At 63.1% G+C, this 23,952-nt stretch carries 28 protein-coding genes and 1 pseudogene; 13 read left to right on the forward strand and 16 right to left on the reverse strand.

Annotated features, from left to right (window positions below; genetic code table 11):
- Both NCN05_RS10430 and NCN05_RS10435 read right to left on the reverse strand, forming a co-directional pair.
- Positions 1–363 (reverse strand): annotated as a pseudogene (locus tag NCN05_RS10430) (alpha/beta hydrolase); the annotation flags it as partial.
- On the reverse strand, positions 363–1,502 hold the full coding sequence (locus NCN05_RS10435; RefSeq protein WP_250398031.1) for an aminotransferase class I/II-fold pyridoxal phosphate-dependent enzyme: 1,140 nt from the start codon (positions 1,500–1,502) through the stop codon (positions 363–365). The gene NCN05_RS10435 and the pseudogene NCN05_RS10430, both read right to left, overlap by 1 nt.
- Positions 1,503–1,556: 54 nt before the next feature.
- Here NCN05_RS10435 and NCN05_RS10440 point away from each other — a divergent pair, with 54 nt between their 5' ends.
- Positions 1,557–2,489, forward strand: a complete 933-nt coding sequence (locus NCN05_RS10440) for a bile acid:sodium symporter family protein (RefSeq protein WP_250398032.1) — start codon at positions 1,557–1,559, stop codon at positions 2,487–2,489.
- Positions 2,490–3,248: 759 nt separating this feature from the next.
- On the opposite strand, the gene NCN05_RS10445 is transcribed toward NCN05_RS10440, so the two are convergent.
- The 5 genes from NCN05_RS10445 to NCN05_RS10465 form a co-directional block, all read right to left on the reverse strand.
- Positions 3,249–3,446, reverse strand: a complete 198-nt coding sequence (locus NCN05_RS10445) for a hypothetical protein (protein ID WP_250398033.1) — start codon at positions 3,444–3,446, stop codon at positions 3,249–3,251.
- Positions 3,447–3,448: 2 nt separating this feature from the next.
- Positions 3,449–3,637: a hypothetical protein gene (locus NCN05_RS10450; RefSeq protein ID WP_250398034.1), complete on the reverse strand. Its 189-nt coding sequence runs from the start codon at positions 3,635–3,637 to the stop codon at positions 3,449–3,451.
- Positions 3,634–3,924 (reverse strand): hypothetical protein, encoded by a 291-nt coding sequence (locus NCN05_RS10455; RefSeq protein ID WP_250398035.1) that lies wholly within the window; start codon positions 3,922–3,924, stop codon positions 3,634–3,636. The genes NCN05_RS10450 and NCN05_RS10455 overlap by 4 nt, the downstream gene beginning before the upstream one ends.
- 512 nt (positions 3,925–4,436) lie before the next feature.
- On the reverse strand, positions 4,437–4,640 hold the full coding sequence (locus NCN05_RS10460; RefSeq protein WP_250398036.1) for a hypothetical protein: 204 nt from the start codon (positions 4,638–4,640) through the stop codon (positions 4,437–4,439).
- Between the two features lie 49 nt (positions 4,641–4,689).
- Positions 4,690–4,920: a hypothetical protein gene (locus tag NCN05_RS10465; RefSeq protein WP_250398037.1), complete on the reverse strand. Its 231-nt coding sequence runs from the start codon at positions 4,918–4,920 to the stop codon at positions 4,690–4,692.
- A 246-nt stretch (positions 4,921–5,166) separates the two neighbouring features.
- On the opposite strand from NCN05_RS10465, the gene NCN05_RS10470 reads away from it, so the two are divergent.
- Positions 5,167–7,941, forward strand: coding sequence for a DEAD/DEAH box helicase (locus tag NCN05_RS10470; protein WP_250398038.1), 2,775 nt, complete (start codon positions 5,167–5,169; stop codon positions 7,939–7,941).
- A gap of 2 nt (positions 7,942–7,943) precedes the next feature.
- On the opposite strand, the gene NCN05_RS10475 is transcribed toward NCN05_RS10470, so the two are convergent.
- From NCN05_RS10475 to dusB, 6 genes are all read right to left on the reverse strand, one after another.
- Positions 7,944–9,377, reverse strand: a complete 1,434-nt coding sequence (locus NCN05_RS10475; RefSeq protein WP_250398039.1) for a class II fumarate hydratase — start codon at positions 9,375–9,377, stop codon at positions 7,944–7,946.
- Positions 9,378–9,415: 38 nt separating this feature from the next.
- A complete protein-coding gene (gene rfbB / locus NCN05_RS10480) occupies positions 9,416–10,561 on the reverse strand; it encodes a dTDP-glucose 4,6-dehydratase (RefSeq protein WP_250398040.1) in 1,146 nt (381 codons plus the stop codon).
- A gap of 58 nt (positions 10,562–10,619) precedes the next feature.
- Complete coding sequence (gene rfbD, locus NCN05_RS10485; protein ID WP_250398041.1) at positions 10,620–11,504, reverse strand: dTDP-4-dehydrorhamnose reductase; 885 nt, start codon at positions 11,502–11,504, stop codon at positions 10,620–10,622.
- Positions 11,501–12,091: a dTDP-4-dehydrorhamnose 3,5-epimerase gene (gene rfbC, locus NCN05_RS10490; protein WP_250398042.1), complete on the reverse strand. Its 591-nt coding sequence runs from the start codon at positions 12,089–12,091 to the stop codon at positions 11,501–11,503. Before rfbC ends, rfbD begins: the two co-directional genes overlap by 4 nt.
- On the reverse strand, positions 12,081–13,019 hold the full coding sequence (gene rfbA, locus NCN05_RS10495) for a glucose-1-phosphate thymidylyltransferase RfbA (protein ID WP_250398043.1): 939 nt from the start codon (positions 13,017–13,019) through the stop codon (positions 12,081–12,083). Before rfbA ends, rfbC begins: the two co-directional genes overlap by 11 nt.
- Positions 13,020–13,141: 122 nt before the next feature.
- Positions 13,142–14,146, reverse strand: coding sequence for a tRNA dihydrouridine synthase DusB (dusB, locus tag NCN05_RS10500; RefSeq protein ID WP_250398044.1), 1,005 nt, complete (start codon positions 14,144–14,146; stop codon positions 13,142–13,144).
- A gap of 6 nt (positions 14,147–14,152) precedes the next feature.
- On the opposite strand from dusB, the gene NCN05_RS10505 reads away from it, so the two are divergent.
- The gene (locus tag NCN05_RS10505) at positions 14,153–14,620 is read left to right on the forward strand and encodes a DUF1823 family protein (RefSeq protein WP_250398045.1); all 468 of its coding nucleotides are present in this window, start codon (positions 14,153–14,155) and stop codon (positions 14,618–14,620) included.
- A gap of 14 nt (positions 14,621–14,634) precedes the next feature.
- Here NCN05_RS10505 and NCN05_RS10510 read toward each other — a convergent pair whose 3' ends face one another.
- A complete protein-coding gene (locus NCN05_RS10510; RefSeq protein WP_250398046.1) occupies positions 14,635–15,018 on the reverse strand; it encodes a L,D-transpeptidase in 384 nt (127 codons plus the stop codon).
- A gap of 127 nt (positions 15,019–15,145) precedes the next feature.
- On the opposite strand from NCN05_RS10510, the gene der reads away from it, so the two are divergent.
- The 6 genes from der to proC all read left to right on the forward strand — a co-directional run bounded on the left by der (position 15,146) and on the right by proC (position 19,836).
- A complete protein-coding gene (gene der, locus NCN05_RS10515; RefSeq protein ID WP_186495879.1) occupies positions 15,146–16,513 on the forward strand; it encodes a ribosome biogenesis GTPase Der in 1,368 nt (455 codons plus the stop codon).
- Between the two features lie 3 nt (positions 16,514–16,516).
- Positions 16,517–17,425, forward strand: a complete 909-nt coding sequence (locus NCN05_RS10520) for an energy-coupling factor transporter transmembrane component T family protein (protein ID WP_250398047.1) — start codon at positions 16,517–16,519, stop codon at positions 17,423–17,425.
- Positions 17,426–17,439: 14 nt separating this feature from the next.
- Positions 17,440–17,706 (forward strand): PipX family protein, encoded by a 267-nt coding sequence (locus NCN05_RS10525; RefSeq protein WP_025362464.1) that lies wholly within the window; start codon positions 17,440–17,442, stop codon positions 17,704–17,706.
- Positions 17,707–17,710: 4 nt separating this feature from the next.
- Positions 17,711–18,373, forward strand: coding sequence for a YggS family pyridoxal phosphate-dependent enzyme (locus tag NCN05_RS10530; protein WP_250398048.1), 663 nt, complete (start codon positions 17,711–17,713; stop codon positions 18,371–18,373).
- A 75-nt stretch (positions 18,374–18,448) separates the two neighbouring features.
- Positions 18,449–19,015, forward strand: coding sequence for a cell division protein SepF (locus NCN05_RS10535; RefSeq protein ID WP_114989400.1), 567 nt, complete (start codon positions 18,449–18,451; stop codon positions 19,013–19,015).
- 44 nt (positions 19,016–19,059) lie between these two features.
- Positions 19,060–19,836: a pyrroline-5-carboxylate reductase gene (proC, locus tag NCN05_RS10540; RefSeq protein ID WP_371640200.1), complete on the forward strand. Its 777-nt coding sequence runs from the start codon at positions 19,060–19,062 to the stop codon at positions 19,834–19,836.
- Here the strand turns inward: proC and cobI are convergent.
- The gene (gene cobI, locus NCN05_RS10545) at positions 19,833–20,543 is read right to left on the reverse strand and encodes a precorrin-2 C(20)-methyltransferase (protein ID WP_250398049.1); all 711 of its coding nucleotides are present in this window, start codon (positions 20,541–20,543) and stop codon (positions 19,833–19,835) included. The genes proC and cobI overlap by 4 nt on opposite strands.
- A gap of 68 nt (positions 20,544–20,611) precedes the next feature.
- Here cobI and NCN05_RS10550 point away from each other — a divergent pair, with 68 nt between their 5' ends.
- The 4 genes from NCN05_RS10550 (at position 20,612) to NCN05_RS10565 (ending at position 22,770) form a co-directional block, all read left to right on the forward strand.
- Positions 20,612–21,172 carry a 1,2-dihydroxy-3-keto-5-methylthiopentene dioxygenase gene (locus NCN05_RS10550; RefSeq protein WP_250398050.1) on the forward strand — a complete coding sequence of 187 codons (561 nt, stop codon included), beginning with the start codon at positions 20,612–20,614 and terminating at the stop codon, positions 21,170–21,172.
- A gap of 21 nt (positions 21,173–21,193) precedes the next feature.
- Positions 21,194–21,577, forward strand: coding sequence for a hypothetical protein (locus NCN05_RS10555; protein WP_114989396.1), 384 nt, complete (start codon positions 21,194–21,196; stop codon positions 21,575–21,577).
- Positions 21,578–21,675: 98 nt separating this feature from the next.
- On the forward strand, positions 21,676–22,251 hold the full coding sequence (locus NCN05_RS10560; protein WP_250398051.1) for a L,D-transpeptidase: 576 nt from the start codon (positions 21,676–21,678) through the stop codon (positions 22,249–22,251).
- Complete coding sequence (locus NCN05_RS10565; RefSeq protein ID WP_250398052.1) at positions 22,252–22,770, forward strand: methyltransferase family protein; 519 nt, start codon at positions 22,252–22,254, stop codon at positions 22,768–22,770. It abuts the gene before it with no gap.
- 9 nt (positions 22,771–22,779) lie between these two features.
- Here NCN05_RS10565 and NCN05_RS10570 read toward each other — a convergent pair whose 3' ends face one another.
- Positions 22,780–23,949, reverse strand: coding sequence for a glycosyltransferase family 4 protein (locus NCN05_RS10570; RefSeq protein ID WP_250398053.1), 1,170 nt, complete (start codon positions 23,947–23,949; stop codon positions 22,780–22,782).
- Positions 23,950–23,952: the final 3 nt, after the last annotated feature.

Below are 23,952 nucleotides of genomic sequence, written 5' to 3' on the forward strand. Positions count from 1 at the left end.
GTCGAGGAAGCGCTCCAGCATCGTCAGTTCCTCGTCGGTGCCCAGGGCTGCCTGCATCCCCTTTAAAGCCACCGCCACCGCGCGCCCTGCGCGCCCGTGGGGCACGAAGGCGCTGAAGCTCCCCAGCAGCACCACCGCATCGGCCTGCGCCAGCACAGCTGCCGGCAGCAGGTGCATCCCCAGAGAGTGGGCGATCAACAGGTTGCGTCCTGGGCCAGGGGGCCATGCCGGAGCAACGGTCTCACCGCCGCTGTAGCCCTGGTCCGCGCTGGACCATTTCGCTCCCCCGTCTTCAAAGCGTTGACGCCAGTGGGACCAGGTGCCGGCCTGGCCAGCCCAACCATGCATCGCCAGGACCTGCATCATCGAGAGCCGAGGGCTGCCAGCAGTTGCTCCAATGTGCCCTCCGGCAGGTCCCGCCGCAGCACCAGGCGCAAACGGGCGGTCCCCTCCGGCACGGTGGGCGGCCTGATCGCCACCGACAGCAGCCCCGCCTGCTCCAGCTGTTGCTGGAGGTCGAGCGCGTCCTGGTCGTCCCCGACCAACAGCGGGAGAACGGGGCCGTGTCCTGCCGGTTTCGCCCAGCCCTGGTGCGCCAGTGCTGTCTTCCAGCGTTCCGAGCGCTGGCTCAGCTCGCTTCCCCAGTTGGGATGGGCTTGGATCAGGCGCAGGGCAGCCTGGGCTCCCGCCACCAGCGGTGGGGCCAGGGCCGTGGTGTAACGGAAGGCCCCACTGGTTTGCAGCAGCCGCTCCATCGTGGTGTGGTCCCCAGCCAAAAATGCACCTCCGCTGCCGAAGGCCTTGCCGAAGGTGCCGCACACCAAGGCCACAGGCCGTTGGAGTCCATGGCAAAGCCCACGGCCGCCGGGCCCCAGCACTCCCAGGCCATGGGCTTCGTCCACCAGCAGCTGTGCACCGTGGTGGGCACAAAGGTCGGCGATGCCCTGCAGATCAGGGCTGGTGCCTTCCATGCTGAACAGGCTTTCCGTCACCACCAGTGGTGGCCGTGTTGTCGGCTTGAGCCGCTGCAGCCGCTGGTCGAGATCTTCAAGATCGTTGTGGGCAAAGCGTTGCAGCCGCGCCCCACTGGTGCGGACGCCGGCCAGCAGCGAGTGGTGGATCAGCCGGTCCACCAACACGGTGGTGTGCCTGTCACTCAGGGCCGTCAGGGCGGCGATGTTGGCTTGAAATCCGCTGGGGAACAGCAGCACCCGGTCACGGTTCAGCCAGGTGGCGAGAGCTGCTTCCAGCTCCAGATGGCGTGGTCGGGTTCCGGTGATCAGCCGAGATCCACCGGCACCAACGCCATCGGAGGCCATGGCCTCCGATGCCGTTGCGAGCACATCGGGATGACGGCTGAGCCCGAGGTAGTCGTTGCTCGCCAGATCAACCAGCTGACCGGCTCCGGCGGGATCCTGCAGCTGCCAGGGCTCCTGGCCGGAGTTCAAGCTCCGCAGGCGTCGGCGGCGGGCTGGGGGGATGGGAGAAGAGTGGTCCCGCATCACAACAGTCTGGAATCCGCCCTGAACAAGGATGGCCCAAGTCCTCTGATCGTCATGACCTGGGAGCGTTTCACGCTGCTCTTTCCGCTTTGGACGCTGCTGGGAGCTTTGCTGGCCTTGCTGCATCCCCCGCTGTTCATCTGGTTCAAGGGGCCCCTGATCGCCCTTGGCCTCGGCGTGATCATGCTCGGCATGGGCGTCGGGCTGACACCCGCTGATTTCGTGCGGGTGGGTCGACGCCCCCGCGCCATGCTGCTGGGCGTGCTGGTGCAGTTCCTGGTGATGCCGGCCCTTGCCGCTGTGATTGCGGCGGCTCTTCACCTGCCTGCCCCGCTGGCGGTGGGCTTGATTCTGGTCGGCTGCTGCCCGGGGGGGACCGCCAGCAATGTGGTGGCTCTGATCGGTCGTGGCGATGTGGCGCTGTCGGTGGTCATGACCACGATCAGCACCCTGGCGGCGGTCGTGTTGACCCCCCGTCTCACGCAGGTGTTGGCCAGCCAGTACGTGCCGGTGGACGGTTGGGCCCTGTTCCTGGCCGTGCTTCAGGTCGTGTTGCTGCCCGTCACCGTTGGGGTGGTGCTCAAGCGTGGTCTGCCCGGTGTGGCCCAGCGGATTGAGCCGGTGATGCCTCCCCTGGCGGTGATGGCCATCGTGATGATCGTCTCCAGCATCGTGGGCAGCCAGACGGCTGTGCTGCGTCAGCAGGGGCCCATGCTGATCCTGGCTTGCCTGCTGCTGCATGGCGGTGGTTTTTTGCTGGGCTGGCTGATTCCCCGGCTGGCGGGGCAGAGCGTGCAGGCCCAGCGGACCATCAGCATCGAGGTGGGCATGCAGAACTCAGGACTGGCTGTGGTGCTCGCACGCAGTGGCGGGTTCGCTAGTCCCCTCACGGCGTTGCCGGGTGCTATTTCTGCGGTGATTCACTGCCTGATTGGCAGCGCCCTTGCCGCCTTTTGGAGGCGCAAGCCTCGCAGTAATGGCGGGTGATCTGATGCCTAAGTGGTTTTGATTGCAACCGGCGGTGATTCATAAATACCCGTTATCTCTACGGACACGATCACCAAGTGAAATTCGGTGGTTCAACCTGCTTCGGCTGCCCGCCACATTTCCTTCTGCCAGGTGGAGGCCCAGTGCTTAAAGCTCCTAAGGAATTGGCAAGCACTCAGGCAGGTTCGTCCTGGAAGGTGTGCTCGACCAAGGCTCGAAAAAGCTCCTGTTTTTTGTATTCGAGGAACTCTTGCTCCTCCGCAGGTCCGCCAGGCCAATTTCTCAACGCATCGCAAGTTGTCTTGTATTCGAGCTTGAGAGACCGCAAATCGAGGTGAAGGCTCGCAACTATTTCCTCGTGCATTGAGCAGAGGCGACTTCACGAAGTATTACAGATACTCAAAATTGCTTGACGTAGGGCCTGATACAGGTGCGACATAGCTGCGGCTTTCTCTTTCTGCGAGCGGTCTGCGGTGCGGATACCTCCGTCACGGCACAAGGAACAATTCCGCGATGGTTCATGGGTCGAAATTTTCTGAAGTCAATGACCTCCGAAACCAAGAACTGGGCAGTTGTTGCAGCCGCCATGGAAGCTCAAGGGGCTACCAACAGTCAGATGTACCGACGCGCCAAAGCGATGGCCGAAGGAAAGGCAGATCCAATGCCGACGAGCTACCCCGCTGCACCTCACAGCATCTCTGTTGCCTGAGTTAACGCTCCAAGGCCCCCGCGCGAGCGGGGGTTTCCCTTCCTTGCTGCTCAACGGCCTTCTAGGGCTATGGCTTGATCCATTCTCTTCTCCTCGGCAGTGAGGAAATCGGCCCACATCTCTATAAGAAAGCTCAGTGTGGCTAATGCCTGTAGCTGCTCTTTCGATCCAGGGCGGGTGTATTTGAAGTCCATGAACATGCGGTCAGCGGCTGATTGCTGTTCCTGGCATCGGGCATCAATAGACATCGTCAGGCCCCGACTTCAGTTTTTTCGTCAGCTTTCTGGTGAGCCTCTTTGGAGATTGTTTCCGCTGACTTGCTGCGAGGGCAGTCACCAGCGTTGGCGCCGCCAACAAAAACCGCCAACGCCATGACCGCGACGATCACGCTGCCAACCAAGTAGGTGATGTTTGCTGAAGATTTTTTGGGCTGAATCATGCTGCCATGCTACAAGCATTCGTTACATTTCGTATTGATATCGTTTTCGGGTTCTTATGTCCATCACCAGCCAAGACTTGATCGCCTTCTTTTGCAGCTTCGGGGTGGCTCTCGTAGCCCTGAACCTTTACAGGCTGGCGCAGCCGGCAAATGGCTGAGGTCAAGGTTGAAACCTTGGGGACGATCTGAGTCACCAGTTCAGTGCTCACCCAATTGGTGACGCCTGTATCGACAACTGGCTTTTTCGGGCGTTGTAGGGCTACCACTAACAACAGGGTTAAAGGCATCCCTGCTTGGTGAAAAAGCTCCCTTGCCGCGTGTGCGGCAAGACGATCGAACTATCTGAAGTTGCTGCGAAGTACGCGGCTGGCTCAGCTGTTCACGCAATGTGCGTTCCCAAGGCCAAGACCACTCGGAAAGGCCCGTCTTTTAGGAACCTGACTCGCTGGCTGGATCGTGTCTTGAGTGCATCCGACTAAGAGGGGCTTGCTCCTTCATGCCGGCACCGTTTCGCCGCTACCAATGCGGTGCACTGCTTTTCAGTTGAGGCAACCGCTGACTCCTTCCCTCACGATTAATGAGTCTTCTGACGGGTAGGCCGGCTTGCGTTTCCCGTCTATCACGGGTCAAGTCGCCACAAGACCATGGACATGATGTTCTTCATCGGCGTGAACATTGCTCTTCTCGGCTTGCTCGTCTACGGCCTCATGACGGCCAAAGAGAAGATCAAGGCTGGCCGTAAAGAGATCGTCTGACGTATCGGCTAACGCGCTGAGACCTCGGCCTGAGGTCCATTGTTTTATGCATCCAGTCTGGTTCCCAGGTCTCCTGGTCGATTGTGGGGATCCATGAAGCGGTTGCCGGTGGAGCGGCGCCACACCGGCAATCCGTATTTCTCGATGCTGCTGGTGAGCCATAGCTGTTGGAGCTGATCGACCGAGTTTTGGTTGTTTAAGCACTCCCAGGTGTCCCGCACTGATCCGGTCACATCCAAGGTGCTCATCTCGGTCCTCGCCGCCGTCTCGAGGCGTCGCTCGCTTTAGCCGGCCGCCCTAGGTCGAGTCCCCGTTGTGGAGTTCAAGCAGCAGGCGGGCGGCGAGGCCACGGGAGATGCGTCGTGCCACGAGCAGATCGCAGATCCAGGTGAACAGCGGCGGGGCATCGGTGGTGGATGCCAGGCGTTGTTCGAGGGCCTTCAGCTCCTGGACGTCGCGGCAACCCCTCAGGGCATCGATCAGGGTGTCTTCAGCTGGCCGCGCGTTGGTGAGCTGGGTGCTGGTCACAGGCCGTGGAGTTCGTTCTCTTCTGTCATGGCACCGGCGAAGTGCCGCTGTCACCATTTCGACCACTTAATTGCAGGCACAAAAAAAGCTCCGGCGGTCTCACCAGAGCTCGAAGCATTCTCTCCATTATTTTTCATGATCTGGCTTGGTTCCGTCAAAGGAGGTCGGCACATCTGATTGATCGCATTGGCGCGGCTTATCGCTTGTTTGAAAAGAGAGCTCAGCCAGGCTCCTTAAGATCATTCGATGAACCAATCGACACCGGCCACGCCCCGATCCGAGCCCGATGTCGATCGCAGTGCCCCACTGAATCCCTCAGAAATCTTTCCCTTCCCGCTGGATGATTTCCAGCTGGAGGCCATGGATGCCCTCAACCAGGGACATTCGGTCGTGGTCAGTGCCCCCACAGGATCCGGCAAAACCCTGATCGGTGAATACGCCATTCATCGTGCCCTGGCCCATGGCCAGAAGGTCTTCTACACCACACCTCTGAAGGCTCTCTCCAATCAGAAACTGCGCGATTTCCGCGGCCAGTTCGGTGCGGAGAACGTGGGTTTGATGACTGGTGACCTCAGCGTGAATCGCGAGGCCTCCATCGTGGTGATGACCACGGAGATCTTCCGCAACATGCTCTACGCCGAGGCAGATGAGCATGACGATCCCCTGGCTGATGTGGAAGCGGTGGTGCTCGATGAGTGCCACTACATGAACGATTCCCAGCGCGGCACGGTCTGGGAGGAGTCGATCATTCATTGCCCACCCACGGTGCAGCTGGTGGCGCTTTCCGCGACAGTGGCCAATGCCGGGCAGCTGACCGACTGGATCGAGAAGGTGCATGGTCCGACCACGTTGGTGATGAGTGATCACCGGCCGGTGCCGCTGCAGTTCAGCTTCTGCAGTGCCAAGGGGTTGCATCCACTGCTCAACGAAGCCGGTACGGGTCTTCATCCCAACTGCAAGGTCTGGCGCGCGCCCAAGGGGCACAAGCGCAAGGGGCGTTCCCAGAAGCCTCCGCAACCCGAACCACCGCCGATCAGCTTCGTTGTGGCGCAGATGGCCGAGCGGCAGATGCTGCCGGCCATCTATTTCATCTTCAGCCGCCGCGGTTGCGACAAGGCGGTTCGCGATCTGGGGGTGCAGTGCCTGGTGACCCAGGAGGAGCAGGCGCGGATCAAGGAGCGCCTAACCGCCTACAGCCACGACAACCCCGAGGCCGTTCGGGATGGAATTCACGCTGATGCGCTGCTGCGGGGCATCGCTGCCCACCACGCCGGTGTTCTGCCCGCCTGGAAGGAGTTGATCGAAGAGCTCTTCCAGCAGGGGTTGGTGAAGGTGGTCTTTGCCACGGAGACCCTGGCGGCAGGCATCAACATGCCGGCCCGTAGCACGGTGATTGCGGCCCTCTCCAAGCGCACCGAGCGGGGGCATCGCCCGCTGATGGGCAGTGAGTTCCTCCAGATGGCTGGCCGGGCCGGCCGGCGGGGCCTCGACTCTCAGGGCTACGTCGTGACGGTGCAAAGCCGGTTCGAAGGGGTGCGTGAGGCAGGTCAGCTGGCGACAAGTCCCGCCGACCCCCTGGTGAGCCAGTTCACCCCCAGCTACGGCATGGTTCTCAACCTGCTGCAGCGCCACGATCTGGCCAAGGCCAGGGAGCTAGTGGAGCGCAGTTTTGGTCGCTACCTGGCGGGGCTGGACCTCGTGGAGGACGAGGAGAACTTGTCCCAGTTGCGGTTGCAACTCAGCCAGCTGGAGGGCGTCGCCGGCGACATCCCCTGGGAAGACTTTGAGGACTACGAAAAAATGCGTGGGCGGCTCCGCGAAGAGCGGCGCTTGCTCCGCATCCTTCAGCAGCAGGCCGAGGAGACGCTGGCCAATGAGCTGACGATGGCCCTGCAGTTCGCCAGCACCGGCACCCTCGTCAGCCTCAAATCGCCGCAGCTGCGGGGGCGCGTTGCGCCTGCGGTGATCGTTGAGAAGGTGAAGGGGCCCGGTCAGTTCCCGCTGCTGCTCTGCCTGACCGATGAAAACGTCTGGATCCTGTTGCCCTGTCAGGCGGTGGTGAGCATCCATGCGGAGCTCAGTTGCCTGAAGGGGGATGGGCTGGAGGTCCCGGAGCTGTCCCGCTCGGGTGAGTTGCGCCATGGCGATCAGGCCAGTGGTGGTTTGGCGTTAGCCGTGGCCCACATGGCCCGGCGCCACGACATGACCACCCCGCAATACGACCTGGCCGGAGAGGTTTTGACCCAGGCTCGGCTGGTGCGGGATCTGGAGCAGGAGCAGGAGCAGCATCCGGCCCATCGCTGGGGAGATCGCAAACAGCTGAAGAAGCACCGCCGGCGCATGGAAGATCTGGAGCTGGAGATCGCTGAACGACAGCATCTGCTGCATCAGCGGGCCAACCGCCACTGGGAGACCTTCCTGGCCTTGATGGAGATCCTGCAGCACTTCGGATGCCTCGATGAGCTGGATCCCACGGAGATCGGTCGCACCGTTGCTGCCTTGCGGGGCGACAACGAACTCTGGCTGGGGCTGGCGCTGATGAGTGGCCATCTCGATGACCTCTCTCCCCCAGACCTTGCAGCGGTGTTCGAGGCAATCAGCACCGAGGTCAACCGCCCCGACCTGTGGAGTGGCTTCCCTCCTCCTGCGGCGGCCGAAGAAGCCCTGCAGGACCTTTCGGGTCTGCGTCGCGAGCTGCTGCGGGCCCAGGAACGCGCCGGTGTGGTGGTGCCGGCCTGGTGGGAACCCGAGCTCATGGGCCTTGTGGATGCCTGGGCGCGGGGAACGTCCTGGAGCGATCTGATCGCCAACACCTCGCTGGATGAGGGTGATGTGGTGCGCATCATGCGCCGCACGGTGGATCTTCTGGCCCAGGTGCCTTACTGCGAAGCGATCAGCGAGCAACTTCGCAGCCATGCCCGTCAGGCTTTGAAAGCGATCAACCGCTTCCCCGTGGCTGAAGCCGAGGATCTGGTGCCAGCCTCCGCTGCACTCAACCCGGCAACGGAGCGGGCCGCCTGAGTTCAGGCGTCCGGAGCGGCCATGGCGCCGGGATTCACCTGCTGATCAAAGTCGGCTTCGCTGATGTGGCCGAGCTCCAACGCCGCCTGTTTCAGCGTCAACCCCTGATGGTGGGCATGCTGAGCGATGGCACTGGCCTTCTCGTAACCGATGCTCGGGGTCAAAGCAGTGACCAGCATCAAAGAGCGATCCACGAACCGCTGAATCTGCTCCCGATCCGGCTCCAAGCCCTCCACCAGGTTCTGTCGGAAGCTGGTCATGGCGTCCTTGAGCATGCGGATCGACTGCAGCAGGTTGAAGCCGATCAAGGGCTTGTAGACATTCATCTGCAGATGGCCGCCTGCGCCAGCGGCTGCCACGGCGCCATCGAGACCGATCACCTGGGTGCAGACCATGGCCATGGCTTCGCACTGGGTGGGATTGATTTTTCCCGGCATGATCGAGCTGCCGGGTTCGTTGGCGGGCAGCCGCAACTCGCCCAGACCTGCCCGGGGGCCACACCCAAGCAGCCGCACGTCGTTGGCGATCCGGAGCAGGGCCACCGCCAGCAGGCGAAGTTGGCCCATCGCTTGAACGAGGGCGTCATGGCCGGCCATCACCGCGAAGAGGTTGTCAGCGGGACGGACACTGACGCCGGCGACCCGGCTCAGCTCTTCTGCAACGGCATGGCGGAAGCCCGGCGGCGTGTTCAATCCCGTGCCCACGGCGGTGCCTCCCAGGGGAAGATCGCCAAGGCTGACCAGACAGTCCTCCAGCCATGCCTGGGCTTGTTTGAGTTGATCCCGCCAGGCGCCCACTTCATCGCCCAACCGCAGGGGCACCGCATCCTGCAGATGGGTGCGGCCAATCTTGACGATGGGCATCCAGGCCTGAGCTTTGGCATCCAAGGCCCGCACCAGGGCATCGAGCGCCGGCAGCAGCCCGTCCTTCAGGTGCTTGGCCGCGGCGACGTGGATCGCTGCGGGAAACACATCATTGGTGGATTGCGACCGATTGACGTGGTCATTTGGGTGCACTGGGGTGTGGCTGCCGAGGGCGGTGCCTGAAGCCTGAGACGCCAGATTGCTGATCACCTCGTTGATGTTCATGTTGGTCTGGGTCCCGCTTCCGGTCTGCCAGACCCGCAGCGGGAACTGATCGTTGTGCTGGCCAGCGGCAATGGCATCGGCCGCCGTGCAGATCAGCTCCACCTGTTGAGGGTTCAGAAGCGCATGCTCGCCGTTCACCGTGGCGCAGGAACGCTTGATCCAGGCCAGGGCCTGGATGATCTCGAGCGGGATCCGTTCGTCGCTGATGGCGAAGTTCTGAAGCGACCGCTGGGTCTGGGCTCCCCAGAGCGCTTCGGACATCACCTCAATGCCCCCCAGGCTGTCGGTTTCAATCCTGAACGGCTGCGTCATCGGGTCCACGGCGCGATCGAGCGTTGCATCGATCATCCGTGATCACTGTCCGTTGGTCGTGGCGGCGATCCGCATTAACCGTCCGGTGTTGTCCCTTGAGCCTTCACCGTTTCAATGCCCAATCTGCTGCCGTCATATCCCGCCCGCTCGCGTACTTTGCTGCACCACTCCTGATGGGCTAGGTACCAGTTCACAGTCTCCGCCAGGCCCTGCTCCACATTGTGGCGCGGGCTCCAGCCCAGCTCGGAACTGATGCGGCCCGGGTCAATCGCGTAGCGGCGGTCGTGGCCAGGACGGTCGGTCACCGGAGTGATCAAGTTGGCGTGGGGAGCTGATCCAGGGCGGCTCTGGTCCAACTGCTCGCAAATGGCGTGAACAACCTCCTTGTTGGTGCGCTCACCATGGCCGCCAACGCAGTAACTGCGGCCTGAGGCTCCGTTGCAGGCCGCCAGAAGCAATGCATCGACGTGGTCTTCCACGTACAACCAATCCCGCACATTCAGCCCATCGCCGTAGAGAGGAATCGACTCACCTCCAGCGGCCTTCAAGGTGACCACGGGGATGAGTTTTTCCGGGAACTGCCAGGGGCCGTAGTTGTTGGAGCAGTTGGTGAGCACCACAGGAAGCCCAAAGGTGTGGTGCCAGGCCTGAACGAGGTGATCACTGGCTGCCTTGCTGGCGGAGTAGGGGCTGCGGGGGTCGTAGGACGTTGTTTCGGAGAAGCGCCCCTCGGCGCCCAGGGACCCAAAGACTTCGTCGGTGCTGATGTGGTGCATCCGGAAGGCATCACGGCGTTCACCGCTCAAGCCTTCGTAGTGCCCCCGCACCGCCTGCAGGAGGTTGTAGGTGCCGTTGACGTTGCTCTCGATGAACACACCAGGGCTGGAGATGGATCGATCCACATGGCTTTCCGCTGCCAGGTGCATCACCAGATCAGGGTCTGCCTCCCGCACCGCGGCCTCAACGGCTGCGGCATCGCTCAGATCCACCTTCTGAAGCTTGTGCCGATCGTTCGCCGCGCCCCCCAGCTCGCTCAGCACCTCCTCAATCGAGGACAGGTCGCTGGCATAGCCCATCTTGTCGAGATTGAAGACGGTGACTGTTGTCTCCCGCAACAGCCTGCGCACGACGGCGCCGCCAATGAAGCCGGCACCTCCGGTGACCAGAACGCTGCGGCGATCTCCCAGCAGGTCGGAGGCGGAAGGCATGGACGAAACCATTGGTGAGAGCGTGGGTTGGGGCGTTGTTTGGGGTTGGGGCGTTGAACTCAGTCGCCCCTCATGGCGTTTTGGCTTGCTTCAGCACGGTCTTGAGGGCTTGCTGCCAGTGCTCGCCCTTGAGGTCCAGGGCTGCTCGGGTGGCGGTGCAGTCCAGGAGGGAATAAGACGGACGCTCCGCTGGGGTGGGGTAGTCCGCTGTGGTGATCGGTTGAACCTCGGCGGGCGTGGCGATGAGCCCCAAATCAGCCCCGATTTGGCCAACGGCCACCGCCACGTCGTACCAGCTGGCGGCGCCGGCATCACTCCAGTGCATCACCGCCGGCACGTCGCGGTCACCAGCAATCTGCAGGGTTTGCCAGCAGGCTTGAGCGAGGTTGAGGGTGCTGGTGGGACAGCCCACTTGGTCCGCCACAACACCCAGTTGATCCCGTTCGCAGTGGAGGCGGAGCATGGTGAGCGCAAAGTTCTTGCCCATGGGCCCGATCACCCAGCTGGTGCGCAGGATTAGGCCCCTTCCTCCTGCTCCAAAAATCGATTGGACCGCGGCTTCTCCAGCAGCTTTGCTAGCGCCGTAAACACCCAGAGGGTTGTGGGCCTGCTCGGGCTGATAGGGCGTTCCCTGGCTTCCGTTGAAGACGAAGTCGGTGCTGATCTGGAGCAGGCGTCCCCCTTGTTGATCAAGAGCGCGGGCGAAGGCCTCCGGTGCCCCGGCATTCACGGCGTGGGCCAGTTCGGGCTCCGACTCGGCCTTGTCCACCGCTGTGTAAGCACCGGCGTTGAGCACCCAGTCGGGTTGGTGCTGTTGCACGGCGCCGCGGCAGGCTTCAGGGTTCGCCAGGTCGAGCTGCTGACGGCTGGTGGTCACCAGCTCGATTCCCGCAGGGGCAGAAGCGATCAGAGCCTGGCCCAGCTGACCGCCAGCCCCGGTGAGCAGCACCTTCATGGGAAAACGTCTCCGGCCAGCTCAGCGGCTTTGAACCCTGCTGCTTCGGCATCTTTGCCCGAGAGGCTCACCGCGGCGCCCTGCAGCCGATCGATCGGCCAGGCAATGGCCAGATCTGGATCATTCCAGACGATGGCCCGTTCACAGGATTTGTTCCAGAACCCTCGCGCCTTGTATTGCACCTCAGCAACATCGCTGAGGGTGAGAAAGCCGTGGGCGAAACCCTCGGGAATCCAAAGCTGGCGTTTGTTCTCGGCACTCAGTTCGGCGCCGACCCAGGCTCCGTAGGTGGGTGAGTTGCGTCGGATGTCGACGGCGACGTCGTAGATGGTTCCGACTGTGGCTCGTACAACCTTGGCTTGAGGTTCCGGTGCAAGCTGGTAATGAAGTCCTCGAAGAACTCCCTTGATCGAGCGGGAGTGGTTGTCTTGCGAGAAGACCACTGTTTCGCAAACAGCCTCGTCGAAGGAGCGTCGGTTCCAGCTTTCGTAAAACCAGCCACGGTCATCGCCGAAGCATTGAGGCGTCATCAGCAGTGGCCCTTTCAGGGCCTGGCCCTTGGAGCTCTGAAGTTCTTCAAAGTGCATGGCTTGCGTCCAGGCTGGTTTGCAGAGCCGCGTGATCGCTCACGCTTTCCTCCAGCATCTCGAGGAGATAGGAGCCATAGCCACTCTTCTTCAAAGGCTGCGCCAGCTGATTTAGCTGTTCTGCTGTAATCCAACCCTGGCGCCAGGCCACCTCCTCGGGGCAGCCCACCTTCAGCCCCTGACGATGTTCGAGGGTGCGGATGTAACCGCCAGCATCGTTGAGGGAGTCGCAGGTGCCGGTGTCGAGCCAAGCCATGCCACGGCCCATCAGCTCCACCCGCAAGAGCCCCTCATCCAGGTACATCTTGTTGAGATCGGTGATCTCCAGCTCGCCACGCGCTGAAGGCTTCACCTGGCGGGCGCGCTCCACAACACTGTCGTCGTAGAAGTACAACCCCGTTACGGCGTAGCGGCTCTTGGGTTGTTTGGGTTTCTCCTCCAGGCTCAGCACGCGGCCATGGGTATCGAATTCGGCGACGCCGTACCGCTCAGGATCACGGACGGGGTAAGCAAACACCGTTGCCCCTTGGGCTTGCTTGTTGCTGTTCACCAATTGCGGCACCAGGTCGTGCCCATGGAAGAGGTTGTCCCCTAGAACAAGGGCAACCGGGCGATCTTCGAGGAAGTCCGCACCAATCAAAAATGCCTGGGCCAAACCGTCTGGGTTCGGTTGCACGGCGTACTCAATTGACATCCCCCAGCGGTGGCCATCGCCGAGCAAGCGCCGGAATGCCTCCTGGTCGTGGGGGGTGGTGATGATCAGCACCTCGCGGATCCCGGCCAGCATCAGGGTGCTGAGCGGGTAATAAATCATCGGCTTGTCGTAAACCGGCAGCAGCTGTTTGCTGACGGCCTGGGTGATCGGATGCAGCCGCGTTCCACTTCCGCCGGCCAGGATGATTCCCCGTCGTTTGGATGCGGTGCTCATCGGCTGGATGACCGGCGCGAGATCGGCGCTATTTCAGCACGAGAACCCTTGCAATCACTCCATTTGAGCCGATGGCAAAGCCGTTGCAACACATTCCTCCTCTGTGGGGTTGTCTGCCGGTGTCATGCGGCGGACGCGGCAAGGGCGTCGATCTGCTGCGTCAGCAGCTCCCTGGCCTGGGCGGGCGTGGGGGCTCGCATCAAGTCATGACGGAGTCGTGAGGCACCGGGGAAGCCCGTGCAGGTCCAGCCCATGTGTTTGCGAGCGATCAGCAGACCATGGTCGCCGCGATCCTCCACCAGACCTTCCAGTTGATCGCGGGCCAGTGCAAGCCGTGCTGACGGGTTGGGTGTGGCGGGGATCGGAAGACCGGCCAGGGCGGCGTCGATCTGTCCCACCAGCCATGGGGCTCCCATCGTGCCTCGGCCCACCATCACTCCCGCTGCGCCGGTTTGCTTCAGGCAGCGCAGGGCATCGTCGGGGCTGTTGATGTCGCCATTCGCGATCAGGGGGATTGTGAGGGCTTCTCTTACCTGGGTAATCGCGCTCCAGTCCGCAGCGCCCTTGAAGCCCTGTTCGCGGGTGCGTCCATGCAGTGTGAGCAGTTGTGCACCGGCTTGTTCCAGCTGTTGGCACCAATGCACGGGATCGGCATCATTGCCACACCAACCCAGGCGTGTCTTCACCGTGACGGGCACCGCCACGGCCTCTGCCACCGCTTCCACGATCTTGATGGCGAGCTCTGGATCACGGATCAAGCCGGAACCACCCCCTTTGCGGGCGATCTTGCGCACAGGGCAGCCCATGTTGATGTCGATCAGGAAGGCCCCACTGGCTTCGGCCCGTCGTGCTGCATCAGCCATGGCCTGGGGGCGATGGTCGAACAGTTGCACGCCGATGGGCCCGGATTCCTCGGCGAGCGACTCCACCTTGCAGAGCCCATGCCCCATCTCGAGGCTGGTGGCATTCACCATTTCGGTGAACAGCAGCGCGTCGGTCGCCCAGCGCCGCACCAGACCGCGAAAGATCCGATCGCTCACCCCTGCCAGCGGTGACTGCAGCACGCGGCAGCGCAGCTGACGCGCGGTTCCATTGCCGGGAAGCTGCAGAGGGGAGGAAGCAATCATGGGTCCATGCTGCACAACGCAACCGACATGCCCTGGCCGCTCAGTCGTTCGTTGCTGGTGCAGATCCTCGAGGACCGCTGCAGCGATCGCTTTGTCTGCGAAAGGATTTGGGAACGTCTGGGCTATCAGCCTGCTGAGCCGCAGTGGTGCGCCGGTCCCGACACACCCTCCGAATGGGCCGATGCCTTCCCTGAGGCTCCCGAGCTGATCGCGGAGCGTCCGGCGTCGGTTCGTTTGACCCGCTCGGTTCCCAAGGAACACAAACAGCTGCTCAAACAACAGCTCAATTTCGCGGGGTACCGCATCGGTGAGTTGTACCCCCGCCGAACCCGACGGGCCACCGCCGTGAACTGGCTGTTGGCCTGGCTGGCCCAGCGGAGCGAGCCCCTGCCGGAGCAGGGGCCCCTGGGCCCTGAGCTTCCCCCTCCTGCCGATCCGGTGCAGGGGCACCCCGGCGATCTGCCGGTGAAGTGATCCGGTGGCCTAACTCAGGCCTGAATCGTGATGGGTGTGCCTTTCGGGGTGTTGTGGAACAGCCAACGGGCGTGGTTCAGCGGCATGCGCACACAGCCATGGCTGCGGGGCACGCCGAAGAGTTTCCCGGCGTTCTCCTGCCAGGGGGCGGCGTGGAGGCAGATGGCCTCGTTCGCGCTCACACACATCGTGAACGGCACCCCGGGAACGGTGTAGTTGCTTCCATACATCGTGGTGGATCGGTACTTCGTAAAAACCTTGCTGTTGAAGATCGGGGTTGGCGTTGAGGCTTTGCCGGTGCTGACCGGAATCACGCGAACCACCTCCTGATCGCTGTTGTAGACGGTCAGGCGTTGGTCGGAGAGGTCGACCACAAGGCTGGCGACGAGCTCGAGCATGGCGAGGGAACAACTGAACTTGCCCTAGCCGTCTTAGTTGAGACTTATTAGTCTCGCTCCGAAAGAATCGGCTCTCCAGGGGCTTTATGGCGTCTCTGTAGGGTGAAAGATTGGCCTGAGCAGACTCTTGGCGCGTCCTGTCGTCGCAATTATCGGACGCCCCAATGTCGGTAAGTCGACCTTGGTGAATCGGCTGTGCCGCAGCCGGGAAGCCATCGTTCACGATCAGCCTGGCGTGACGCGTGATCGCACCTACCAGGACGGCTACTGGGGCGATCGGGAGTTCAAGGTCGTCGACACCGGTGGACTGGTGTTCGACGACGACAGCGAGTTCCTGCCGGAGATCCGGGAGCAGGCGGCTCTGGCGCTTGAGGAAGCCAGTGTGGCTCTGGTGATCGTGGACGGTCAGCAGGGGCTTACGGCCGCTGACGAGTCCATCGCGGAATTTCTACGCAGTCACCGCTGTCCCACGCTGTTGGCGGTGAACAAGTGCGAATCGCCGGAACAGGGCCTGGCGATGGCCGGAGAATTCTGGGGCCTTGGCCTGGGTGAACCCCATCCGATCTCGGCCATCCACGGCGCCGGCACCGGAGAACTGCTGGATCAGGTGCTCACCTTTTTCCCCCCGAAGGATCAGGAGGGTGACGAGGAGGAGCCGATTCAGATGGCCATCATCGGACGGCCGAATGTCGGGAAATCCAGTCTGCTGAATGCCATCTGCGGAGAGCAGCGGGCGATTGTCAGCCCGATCCGCGGCACCACCCGCGACACGATTGACACCAGCATCATTCGTGAGAATCGTCCCTGGCGCCTGGTGGACACGGCGGGCATCCGCCGGCGGCGCAGCGTCAACTACGGCCCGGAATTCTTCGGCATCAACAGGAGTTTCAAGGCCATTGAACGCAGTGATGTGTGTGTTCTGGTGATCGATGCCCTCGATGGGGTGACCGAGCAGGATCAGCGCCTGGCGGGTCGCATTGAAGAGGACGGCCGTGCCTGCGTGGTGGTCGTCAACAAGTGGGACGCGGTGGAAAAAGACAGCCACACCATGACGGCGATGGAAAAGGAGCTGCGCTCCAAGCTCTATTTCCTCGATTGGGCTCCGATGCTGTTCACCTCTGCGCTCACCGGCCAGCGTGTGGAGAGCATCTTTGCCTTGGCCGCCCTGGCGGTTGAGCAGCACCGTCGCCGCGTCAGTACCTCCGTTGTGAACGAGGTGCTCAAGGAAGCACTGAGCTGGCGCAGTCCCCCCACCACCCGCGGTGGACGCCAAGGAAAGCTGTATTACGGCACCCAGGTGGCCAGCCGGCCACCCAGCTTCACCCTGTTCGTCAACGACCCCAAGTTGTTCGGAGAGACCTACCGGCGCTATGTGGAGCGTCAGATCCGTGAGGGCCTCGGTTTCGATGGCAGCCCGCTGCGTCTGTTCTGGCGCGGCAAGCAACAGCGTGATGCCGAACGCGACCTGGCCCGTCAGCAGAGTCGTAAAGGCTGAGCCATGGACTGGTTGCGCCAGGTCCCCATGGGTCAATACGTCGATGGGTCCACGGGTTGGCTCCGGCGCTTGGACCCTCGGCTGAAGCTGGCCTGGTCCCTTGTTTTCCTGCTCACGCCTTTTCTGGCGGGGCCCCTCTGGCGCGTTGGCCTGGTGGTGGCTCTGGTGCTGATCACCTTCGGCAGTGGACTGGGTCGCTCGCTGTGGTGGAGGTCTGTTCTGCTGCTGACGGCCTTGGCCGTTGTGGTGGGCCTCCTGTCGATGTTCTTGCCGGCAGTGGATCCCCCTGCGGCCTTCCCGCTGCGCAATCCGGCCGAGCTTCCGGGGCTCGAGACGGAAGGCCCCTCCTGGGATCTTTTGCGCCTCGGCCCCCTGCAGTTGGGCGGTCTCCAGCTGGGGCCGCTGGTGGTGGATCGGGCCTCGGCGCTGCTGGGGCTGCGAACGTCCACCTTGATCTTCACCGTGATTCACAGCGTCAACCTGATGCTGATCACGACCCCGCCTGAGGATCTGGTCTGGGCCCTCAGCTGGTGCCTGGCTCCATTGAAGTGGCTTGGATGTCCTGTGGAGCGGCTGGGGTTTCAATTGCTGCTGGCACTTCGCTTTCTGCCTCTGGTGCAGGAGGAGCTCCAAAATCTGCTGCGCTCTCTCGCCAGCCGTGCCGTCAACCTGCGCCAGCTGGGCTTCAAGGCCGGTTTCGGCCTGGTGCTGGCCGTCGGAGAGCGGCTGCTGGCCAACATCCTTCTCAGGGCTGAGCAGGGGGCCGATGCCCTGGTCGCCCGTGGGGGGCGAATTCTCGGTCCGTCGTACTTCCGCATGCCGCCTGATCGGGCTGCTCCCCTGCTGAATGGCCTGGCGACGGTCGTTCTTGTCTTGGTGATTGGGCTCCGTGGTCAGTACGGTGCTCTATGAGCTCCTATCACGGCATGGCGTCCGAGCGATATCTGAATCACCCCACCTTCGGGATGCTCTATCGGGTGGCTCCGGCAGGTGAGGGCCGTGACGTCTACGCCACGTTGTATGCCCAGCGCATGTTCTTCCTGGTCACCCTGCAGCCCCGTGGCGCCCAGTTCGAAGTGATTCCCTACGGGGATGCGCGTCACCACGCTGAGGTGCATTTGGGCCGTTGCCGTCGTGATGGATCGGACGACCTCGAGTCCTGGAGTCAGCTGTTCGATCAAACGTTCATCTGAACCCTTGACCGATTCCTTCGCGGCGCGTTGGCAGGTGCTCCAGGCAGCCCGCCCCACTTCATCCAGGCTTCTGGCCGTCAGCAAAGGGCATCCAGCCGCGTCCGTGCGTTGCGTGGCGGAGCTTGGTCAGTGTGATTTTGGGGAAAGCCGTGTTCAGGAGGCTCTGCCGAAGCAGGAGGAGCTGATCGATCTGAACTTGCGCTGGCATTTCATTGGTCGCCTGCAAAGCAACAAGGTGCGGCCGGTGGTGAAGGCCTTCGACGTCATTCACTCGGTGGATTCTTTGGCGCTGGCCGAACGGGTGTCGCGCATCGCCATTGAGGAGGGCCGTCAGCCTGAAGTGCTGCTGCAGGTGAAACTGCGGCCCGATCCCAGCAAAGGGGGCTTGTCGGCCGATGAACTCGGTGCCATTTGGTCTGATCTGCAGGCTCTGCCGGGGTTGCGGATCTCGGGTCTGATGACCATGGCGCCTCTCGAGATGGCTGCAGATCAGCGCAAGGCGTTGTTTTCCGACTGCCGTGCCCTGGCGGATCGGCTGGCCTTGGCGGAGTGCTCGATGGGGATGAGCACGGACTGGAAAGAGGCTGCTGAAGCGGGCAGCACCTGGCTCAGGATCGGTTCGGCCCTGTTCGGTCCGAGATTGGTGTCAACAGACGCTGCGAATTGACTTGCCCCGCCGCAGCGAAAACGGTATCCAGGGACATGGTTTTCGAACCACATTCAGACCGAGAGGAATCCCAAGGTGTCGCTGATCTCCCGTCTCCGTGCCGTCGTCGCTGGCGATGACTATCTCGATGGCGAATTGGATGATTTCGCCTACGACGACGAGCAAGATGACCAGGACCAGCGCGCCCTGCAGGCTGACGGTGGTGCACTGGCCACCATTGGAGACTCCAACCCGTTTGACCTGGGTGGTGATCTGCCTGGATCCAACGTGATCGGCATGCCCGGCATCAGCAATGCTGTGTCCGAGGTGAATGTGATGGAACCCCGCAGCTTCGATGAAATGCCTCGGGCTATTCAGGCGCTGCGGGAGCGCAAGACGGTGATCCTCAACCTCACGATGATGGAGCCCGACCAGGCCCAGCGTGCTGTTGATTTCGTTGCTGGTGGCACCTTCGCGATCGATGGACACCAGGAGCGCGTCGGCGAGAGCATCTTCCTGTTCGCCCCCAGCTGCGTCACCGTGACCAACACCGGTCAAGACGAAGCCTCGGCTCCAACGGTGGTGAGCCGTGAGGCCGATGTGGCGGATGTCGACGAATCCGCCAGCGCACCTTCGCCCGCCTGGGGGGCAGCCGCTCTCTGAAGCCCGCAGTGCAGCCCGCTTTCGGTGTGATCGGCCTGGGTCGCATGGCTCAGGCCCTTGTGGTTCCTCTCCTGGAGCGTGGACGGATTCCGGCCGACCAGCTGTTGGCGGTGGTCGGAGGATCTGGTTCCCTTGAGCAACGACGTGGGGGCCTTCCGGCTGGCATCGGTTTGGTTGCCGCTGATGACCCTTCCGCTCAGCAGGTCTGGACGGCTCCGATCCAGCTTCTTGCGGTGAAGCCGCAGCAACTCGATGCCGTTGCAGCAGCTTCAGGACCTGTTGTGGGTCAACCGCTGCTGATTTCTGTATTGGCGGGGGTGTCTCTGGCGCGGTTGCAGCATTTGTTTCCCGGTCATCGCTGTGTGCGGGCGGTGCCCAACACCCCTGCGCTGGTGGGAGCTGGTTTGACAGCTCTGGCCTGGGGGGAGGGGATCGACCAAGGGCAACGGGATCAGGTGCGGCAGCTGTTCGCCGATGTGGGCGAAGTTCTGGAGTTGGCGGAAGCCAAGCTCGATGCGTTCCTTGCCCTCACCTCGTCGGGCCCTGCCTTTGTGGCCCTGGTGGCGGAAGCCATGGCTGATGGGGCTGTTGCTGCCGGTCTTCCCAGGGACCTGGCCCTGCGGCTGAGCCACCGCACCCTGGCTGGAACGGCTGAGCTGCTGGACCGTCGCAATCTGCACCCTGCCCAGCTAAAGGACATGGTCACCTCTCCGGGGGGCACCACCATCGCCGGCGTTCGCGCGCTCGAACGCATCGGCCTTCGCTCCGCCTTGATCGAAGCGGTGGTCGCTGCTGCGGAACGCAGCCGAGAGCTGGCCTAGGGCAGCACCTCCGGCCAACCCTGCCGGATCAGCAGCAGCGAGAAGTAGGGGCGAGGTTCGGCCGCAACGGCATCCGCGCAACAGATCTGCTGGTCGGGCCAGCCGACCCGCTCGGCAAACAGTGCTTGTTGCAGCAGGCCTCGCTGCTTCAGCAGGGGTTGCACCCAACTCCAGCGCCGACCCAGCTTCAGCAGGGCCAGAACTTGCCCCGTTGCCGCGGCGGTATCCAGCACCCGCTCCAGCTCCTCGGGTGTGTCGGGGCAAGGGCGCAACAGCAGTTGGTCCTGCTGCAGAGCGAGGGGCCAGAGGCCCGCAGCCGCGGCTGCCGAGCAGGAGGTGATGCCGGGAATCACGCTGATGGGACAGTTGGGCCAGGCCTGACGCAAGGCCAGCAGCACGTAGCTGCAACTCGCAAACAGCGACGCATCTCCCTCACACAGCAGTGCCACCTGCTGGCCGGAACGGATGGCTTGCTGCAGCTCCTGCGCCGCCGCTCCCCAGGCGGTGCGACGCGGTTCGGCGGCTTCCACCATCGGGAACAACAAGGGCAGATGCTGATGGTCGCTGCGGATCCAGGCCGCGGCGATTTTGGCGGCCATGCTGTCGGCCCCCGGTCGTCCGACCGGGTAGGCCACCACCTCCGCTTGGCGGATGGCTTCAACGGCGGCCAGGGTGAGCAGGGAAGGATCGCCGGGGCCGACCCCCACCAGTGTGAGACCCCCAGTCGTGGCGGGATCGATGATGGTCAGCAGTCGATGCGCCCGGGGTCCAGACGATGAGTCGTCTCAGCATCTTTCCAGACGAAAGCTCAGCCCATGCTGCGAATGGGCTCATGCCTGCGCTGGAGAGCAACGATCCGGCCGTGATTCAGTCGGAGCTCAGTCGCCGGGGCATCGGCTTTGAGCAATGGCCGGCGGAGCAGGGTCTGCCGGAGGGGGCCGACCAGGCCACTATCCTCCAGGCCTATGCCGATGCGATTGCCCGGGTTCAACGCGATGGTGGTTACGCCACGGTCGACGCGATTCGGATGACGCCGGATCACCCCGATCGCGAGCCCCTGCGCCGCAAGTTCCTTGAGGAGCACACCCATGCCGAAGACGAAGTCCGCTTTTTTGTGGAAGGGTGCGGCTTGTTTGTGCTGCACATCGGTTCCGAGGTGCTCAGCGTGCTGTGCGAACGGGGCGACCTGATGCGGGTCCCTGCCGGGACCCGTCATTGGTTTGACATGGGCTCTCAGCCTCAGTTCTGTGCTGTGCGTTGGTTCAACAACCCCGAGGGATGGGTGGCGCAGTACACCGGCAGCAGCATCGCCCAGCGATTTCCCAGGCTTGACTGAGGGGGCGTTCCAGGCACGTTGATGCGTCTCCACCGCTTCCTTGCTGCGCTGTTGCTGGGTCTGCCCATGGCAACACCCATCCCTGTTGCTGCCGAGGATGCTCCTTTGGCACCCGAGGTTCAGCGCCGGGTTGCCGTGGTGGTGCTAGCCCGCCGCATTCGCGGCTATGCCGCCATGGCCAAGGCCAGCAGCGACTGTCAGGTGGAGAAGGGGCGTCTGCCGCGCCGCCAGGCCAGCCAAGCCCTGGCGATTTCGCTCGAGGAGTTGGGCATCAGCCGGCGCGTGCTGACCAATCCCCTGGTGGTCGCCGTCAGCCCACGCCTGCAGCGCCTGCTGGATGACAGCTGCGCCTTGGATCCAACCAAGGAGGCTGAAGCGCTGCGGCTGGCTGAAAACGAGCTCTGAATCTTTTCTCGAGCTGGGTCTCAGAAGGGGAAAGTGAGAGCGCTGGCTTTTATTTCCTCAGCGAATAAAAACCGCCCATAGGGTTCCGGCCTGTTTGCATGGCTCCTGTGGTCGTTCGGTCGTGTCTCGCGTTGAAGCTGCTGGCGCTGTTGGTCGTGCCCTGTTCTGCCGCTGAGATGGATCTGGCCTCTGCCTCCAGGCTCCCCACCACGTCGCCATCCATCACCACCTCCGCCAACGAGTCGGTCTTGGTGCTGAACCGCACCACGCGATCGCTCCCGCGCACGGGCGATCCCATCTGGAGTCTGCGTTTGGAAACCCCAGGTCAGCCCGTGCAGCACTTCGATGCCGTCAGCGGTCGGGCCCACCTTCAGAACGCCGATCGCCATCGCTCCGGCACCCGCGCGCCGCTCCCCACCGGTCGCTACGTCCTTGGGCCGGTGGAGCCCCTGGGTCCCGCTGATCCACGCGAGCTCGGGCCGATCTGGATTGGGATTGAACCGCAGTTCCCCACGGGGCGAGGCCATCTGGGCATTCATCTCGACCCCAGTGCCAACCGCAACGCCAACAGCGGCACGCTCGGCTGTGTGGGCTTGATTCGCTGGGACGACATGCAGACCCTGGCGGGTTTGGTGCAGCGCCGTAACGTCCGAACATTGGTGGTGAGCGAGTGAATGTTCTCCGATTGGGGCTTCAGTTGGGGCGGCTGGTTGGACAACCGCCGGGGTGAGTGGTGGCTGCTGGCCCAGCTGCTGCTGATCACGGCCCATCTGCTGCCGGTCTGGCCAGCTCCCGCCAGCTTCGGTGTGGCGATTTGGCCCAAACCCCTGTTCGGGCTGGGCCTGCTGCTGTTGGCTTTTGGTCTGTTTCGGGCCCTTGAGGCGTTTCGCTGTCTCGGGGCCAGCCTTTCGCCGCTGCCAGCGCCCAAGCCGGCGAATCAGTTGATCGCCACAGGTTCCTACGCCATCTGTCGGCATCCCTTGTACCGGGCGGTGTTGCTGTGTTCCGCAGGAGTGGTGCTGGCCACAGGCAGCCCGCTGCATCTGTTTTTGTTGGTCAGCCTGGCGGCTGTGCTGCGGGGTAAAGCCCGCTTCGAGGAGCAGGGGTTGCGGGCGCTGCATCCGGATTACAGCCAATACGCCTCAGTCACCCCAGCGATTGTGGGCTGGGTTCCTGGCTTGGACTGGCGCTGATGGCCTGGCTCAGGCGGCGACCGTGCTGGTCGGCATTAGGTCGGCATAGAGCTGTTCGAGGGCATCGATGTTGCTGGAAATCGTGTAGCGCTCCAAGGCGCGGAGGCGGGCTTTGCGGCCCAGTTCCGCCGTGAGTACCGGCTGGTCCCTGAGCACCGGCAGCAGCGTGCGCAACTGGGTGGTGACGCCCTGGGTGCTCAGTACGATTCCCGCCCCTTGCTCCAGCACCTCGCCATCGGCACCGGCATCGGTGGCCACGCAGGCTGTTCCGCTGGCCATCGCCTCCAGCAGGGCCAGCGACAGGCCCTCCACAAGGCTCGGCAGGATGAAGACCTCAGCGCACTGGAGCAGTGCAACCCGGGTGTCCAGGTCTGGCTCGTGGCCCCACCAGAGGATCCGATCGTCGTTGAACTGGTTCATCAGGCTGTTACGCAGCGGCCCGTCGCCGACGATCACCAACCGGCAGCCCTCCGGTGAAACCAGCCGCCAGGCCCGCAGCAGGGCTTCAACGTTCTTCTCCGTTGCCAGGCGCCCCATGTAGAGGAAAATCCGTTCTCGGCCCAGCCGTTGCCGCACCTGCTGATGCATCAGCGAAAGGGTGCCGGGGCTGGTGGGGCACCAGCGGTCGGTGTCCACACCATTGGGAATCACCGTCAGTCGATCGGCGGGAACGCCCAGGCGCTCGAGAAAGTCCGCCTGAAGCTGTGAAAACACGATCACCCGGTCGTAGCGGGCCAGGGCCGGTGCATACAGCTGGTACGTGAGCTGTTGGGTGCCCGCCGTCAGGTTGCGCAGGCCTGCATCGAAGGGGGGATGAAAGGTGGCCGCCAGGGGCACGCCCAGCTGCTGACAGAGCTCCGGCAGGCGGAAATCCAGAGGCGAAAGGGTGAGGCTGGCGTGCACGAGATCGGGCTGCAGCCGCTCCAGGGATTCCCTCAGCTCCCGCTGCGCCCCGGGTGAAGGGATCGTGTAGACCTGCGATTTGACCAGATAAGGCAGGCTGACGTCCGGGTCGTTGGCCAGCAGCGATGTGTCGTCGCGCTCCGGGCTGCGCGGGTTATCGAAATGGATGAAGTGCACCTGATGCCCGCGTTTGCGCAGGGCATCCGTGGTGCTGATCCCGTAGGACACATTCCCGCAGAAGGGAGACTTCTTGCCGAGCCACGCAATCTGCGCCAAGCG

It is taken from the genome of Synechococcus sp. MU1651 (assembly GCF_023630635.1).
Taxonomy (GTDB): Bacteria; Cyanobacteriota; Cyanobacteriia; order PCC-6307; family Cyanobiaceae; genus Parasynechococcus.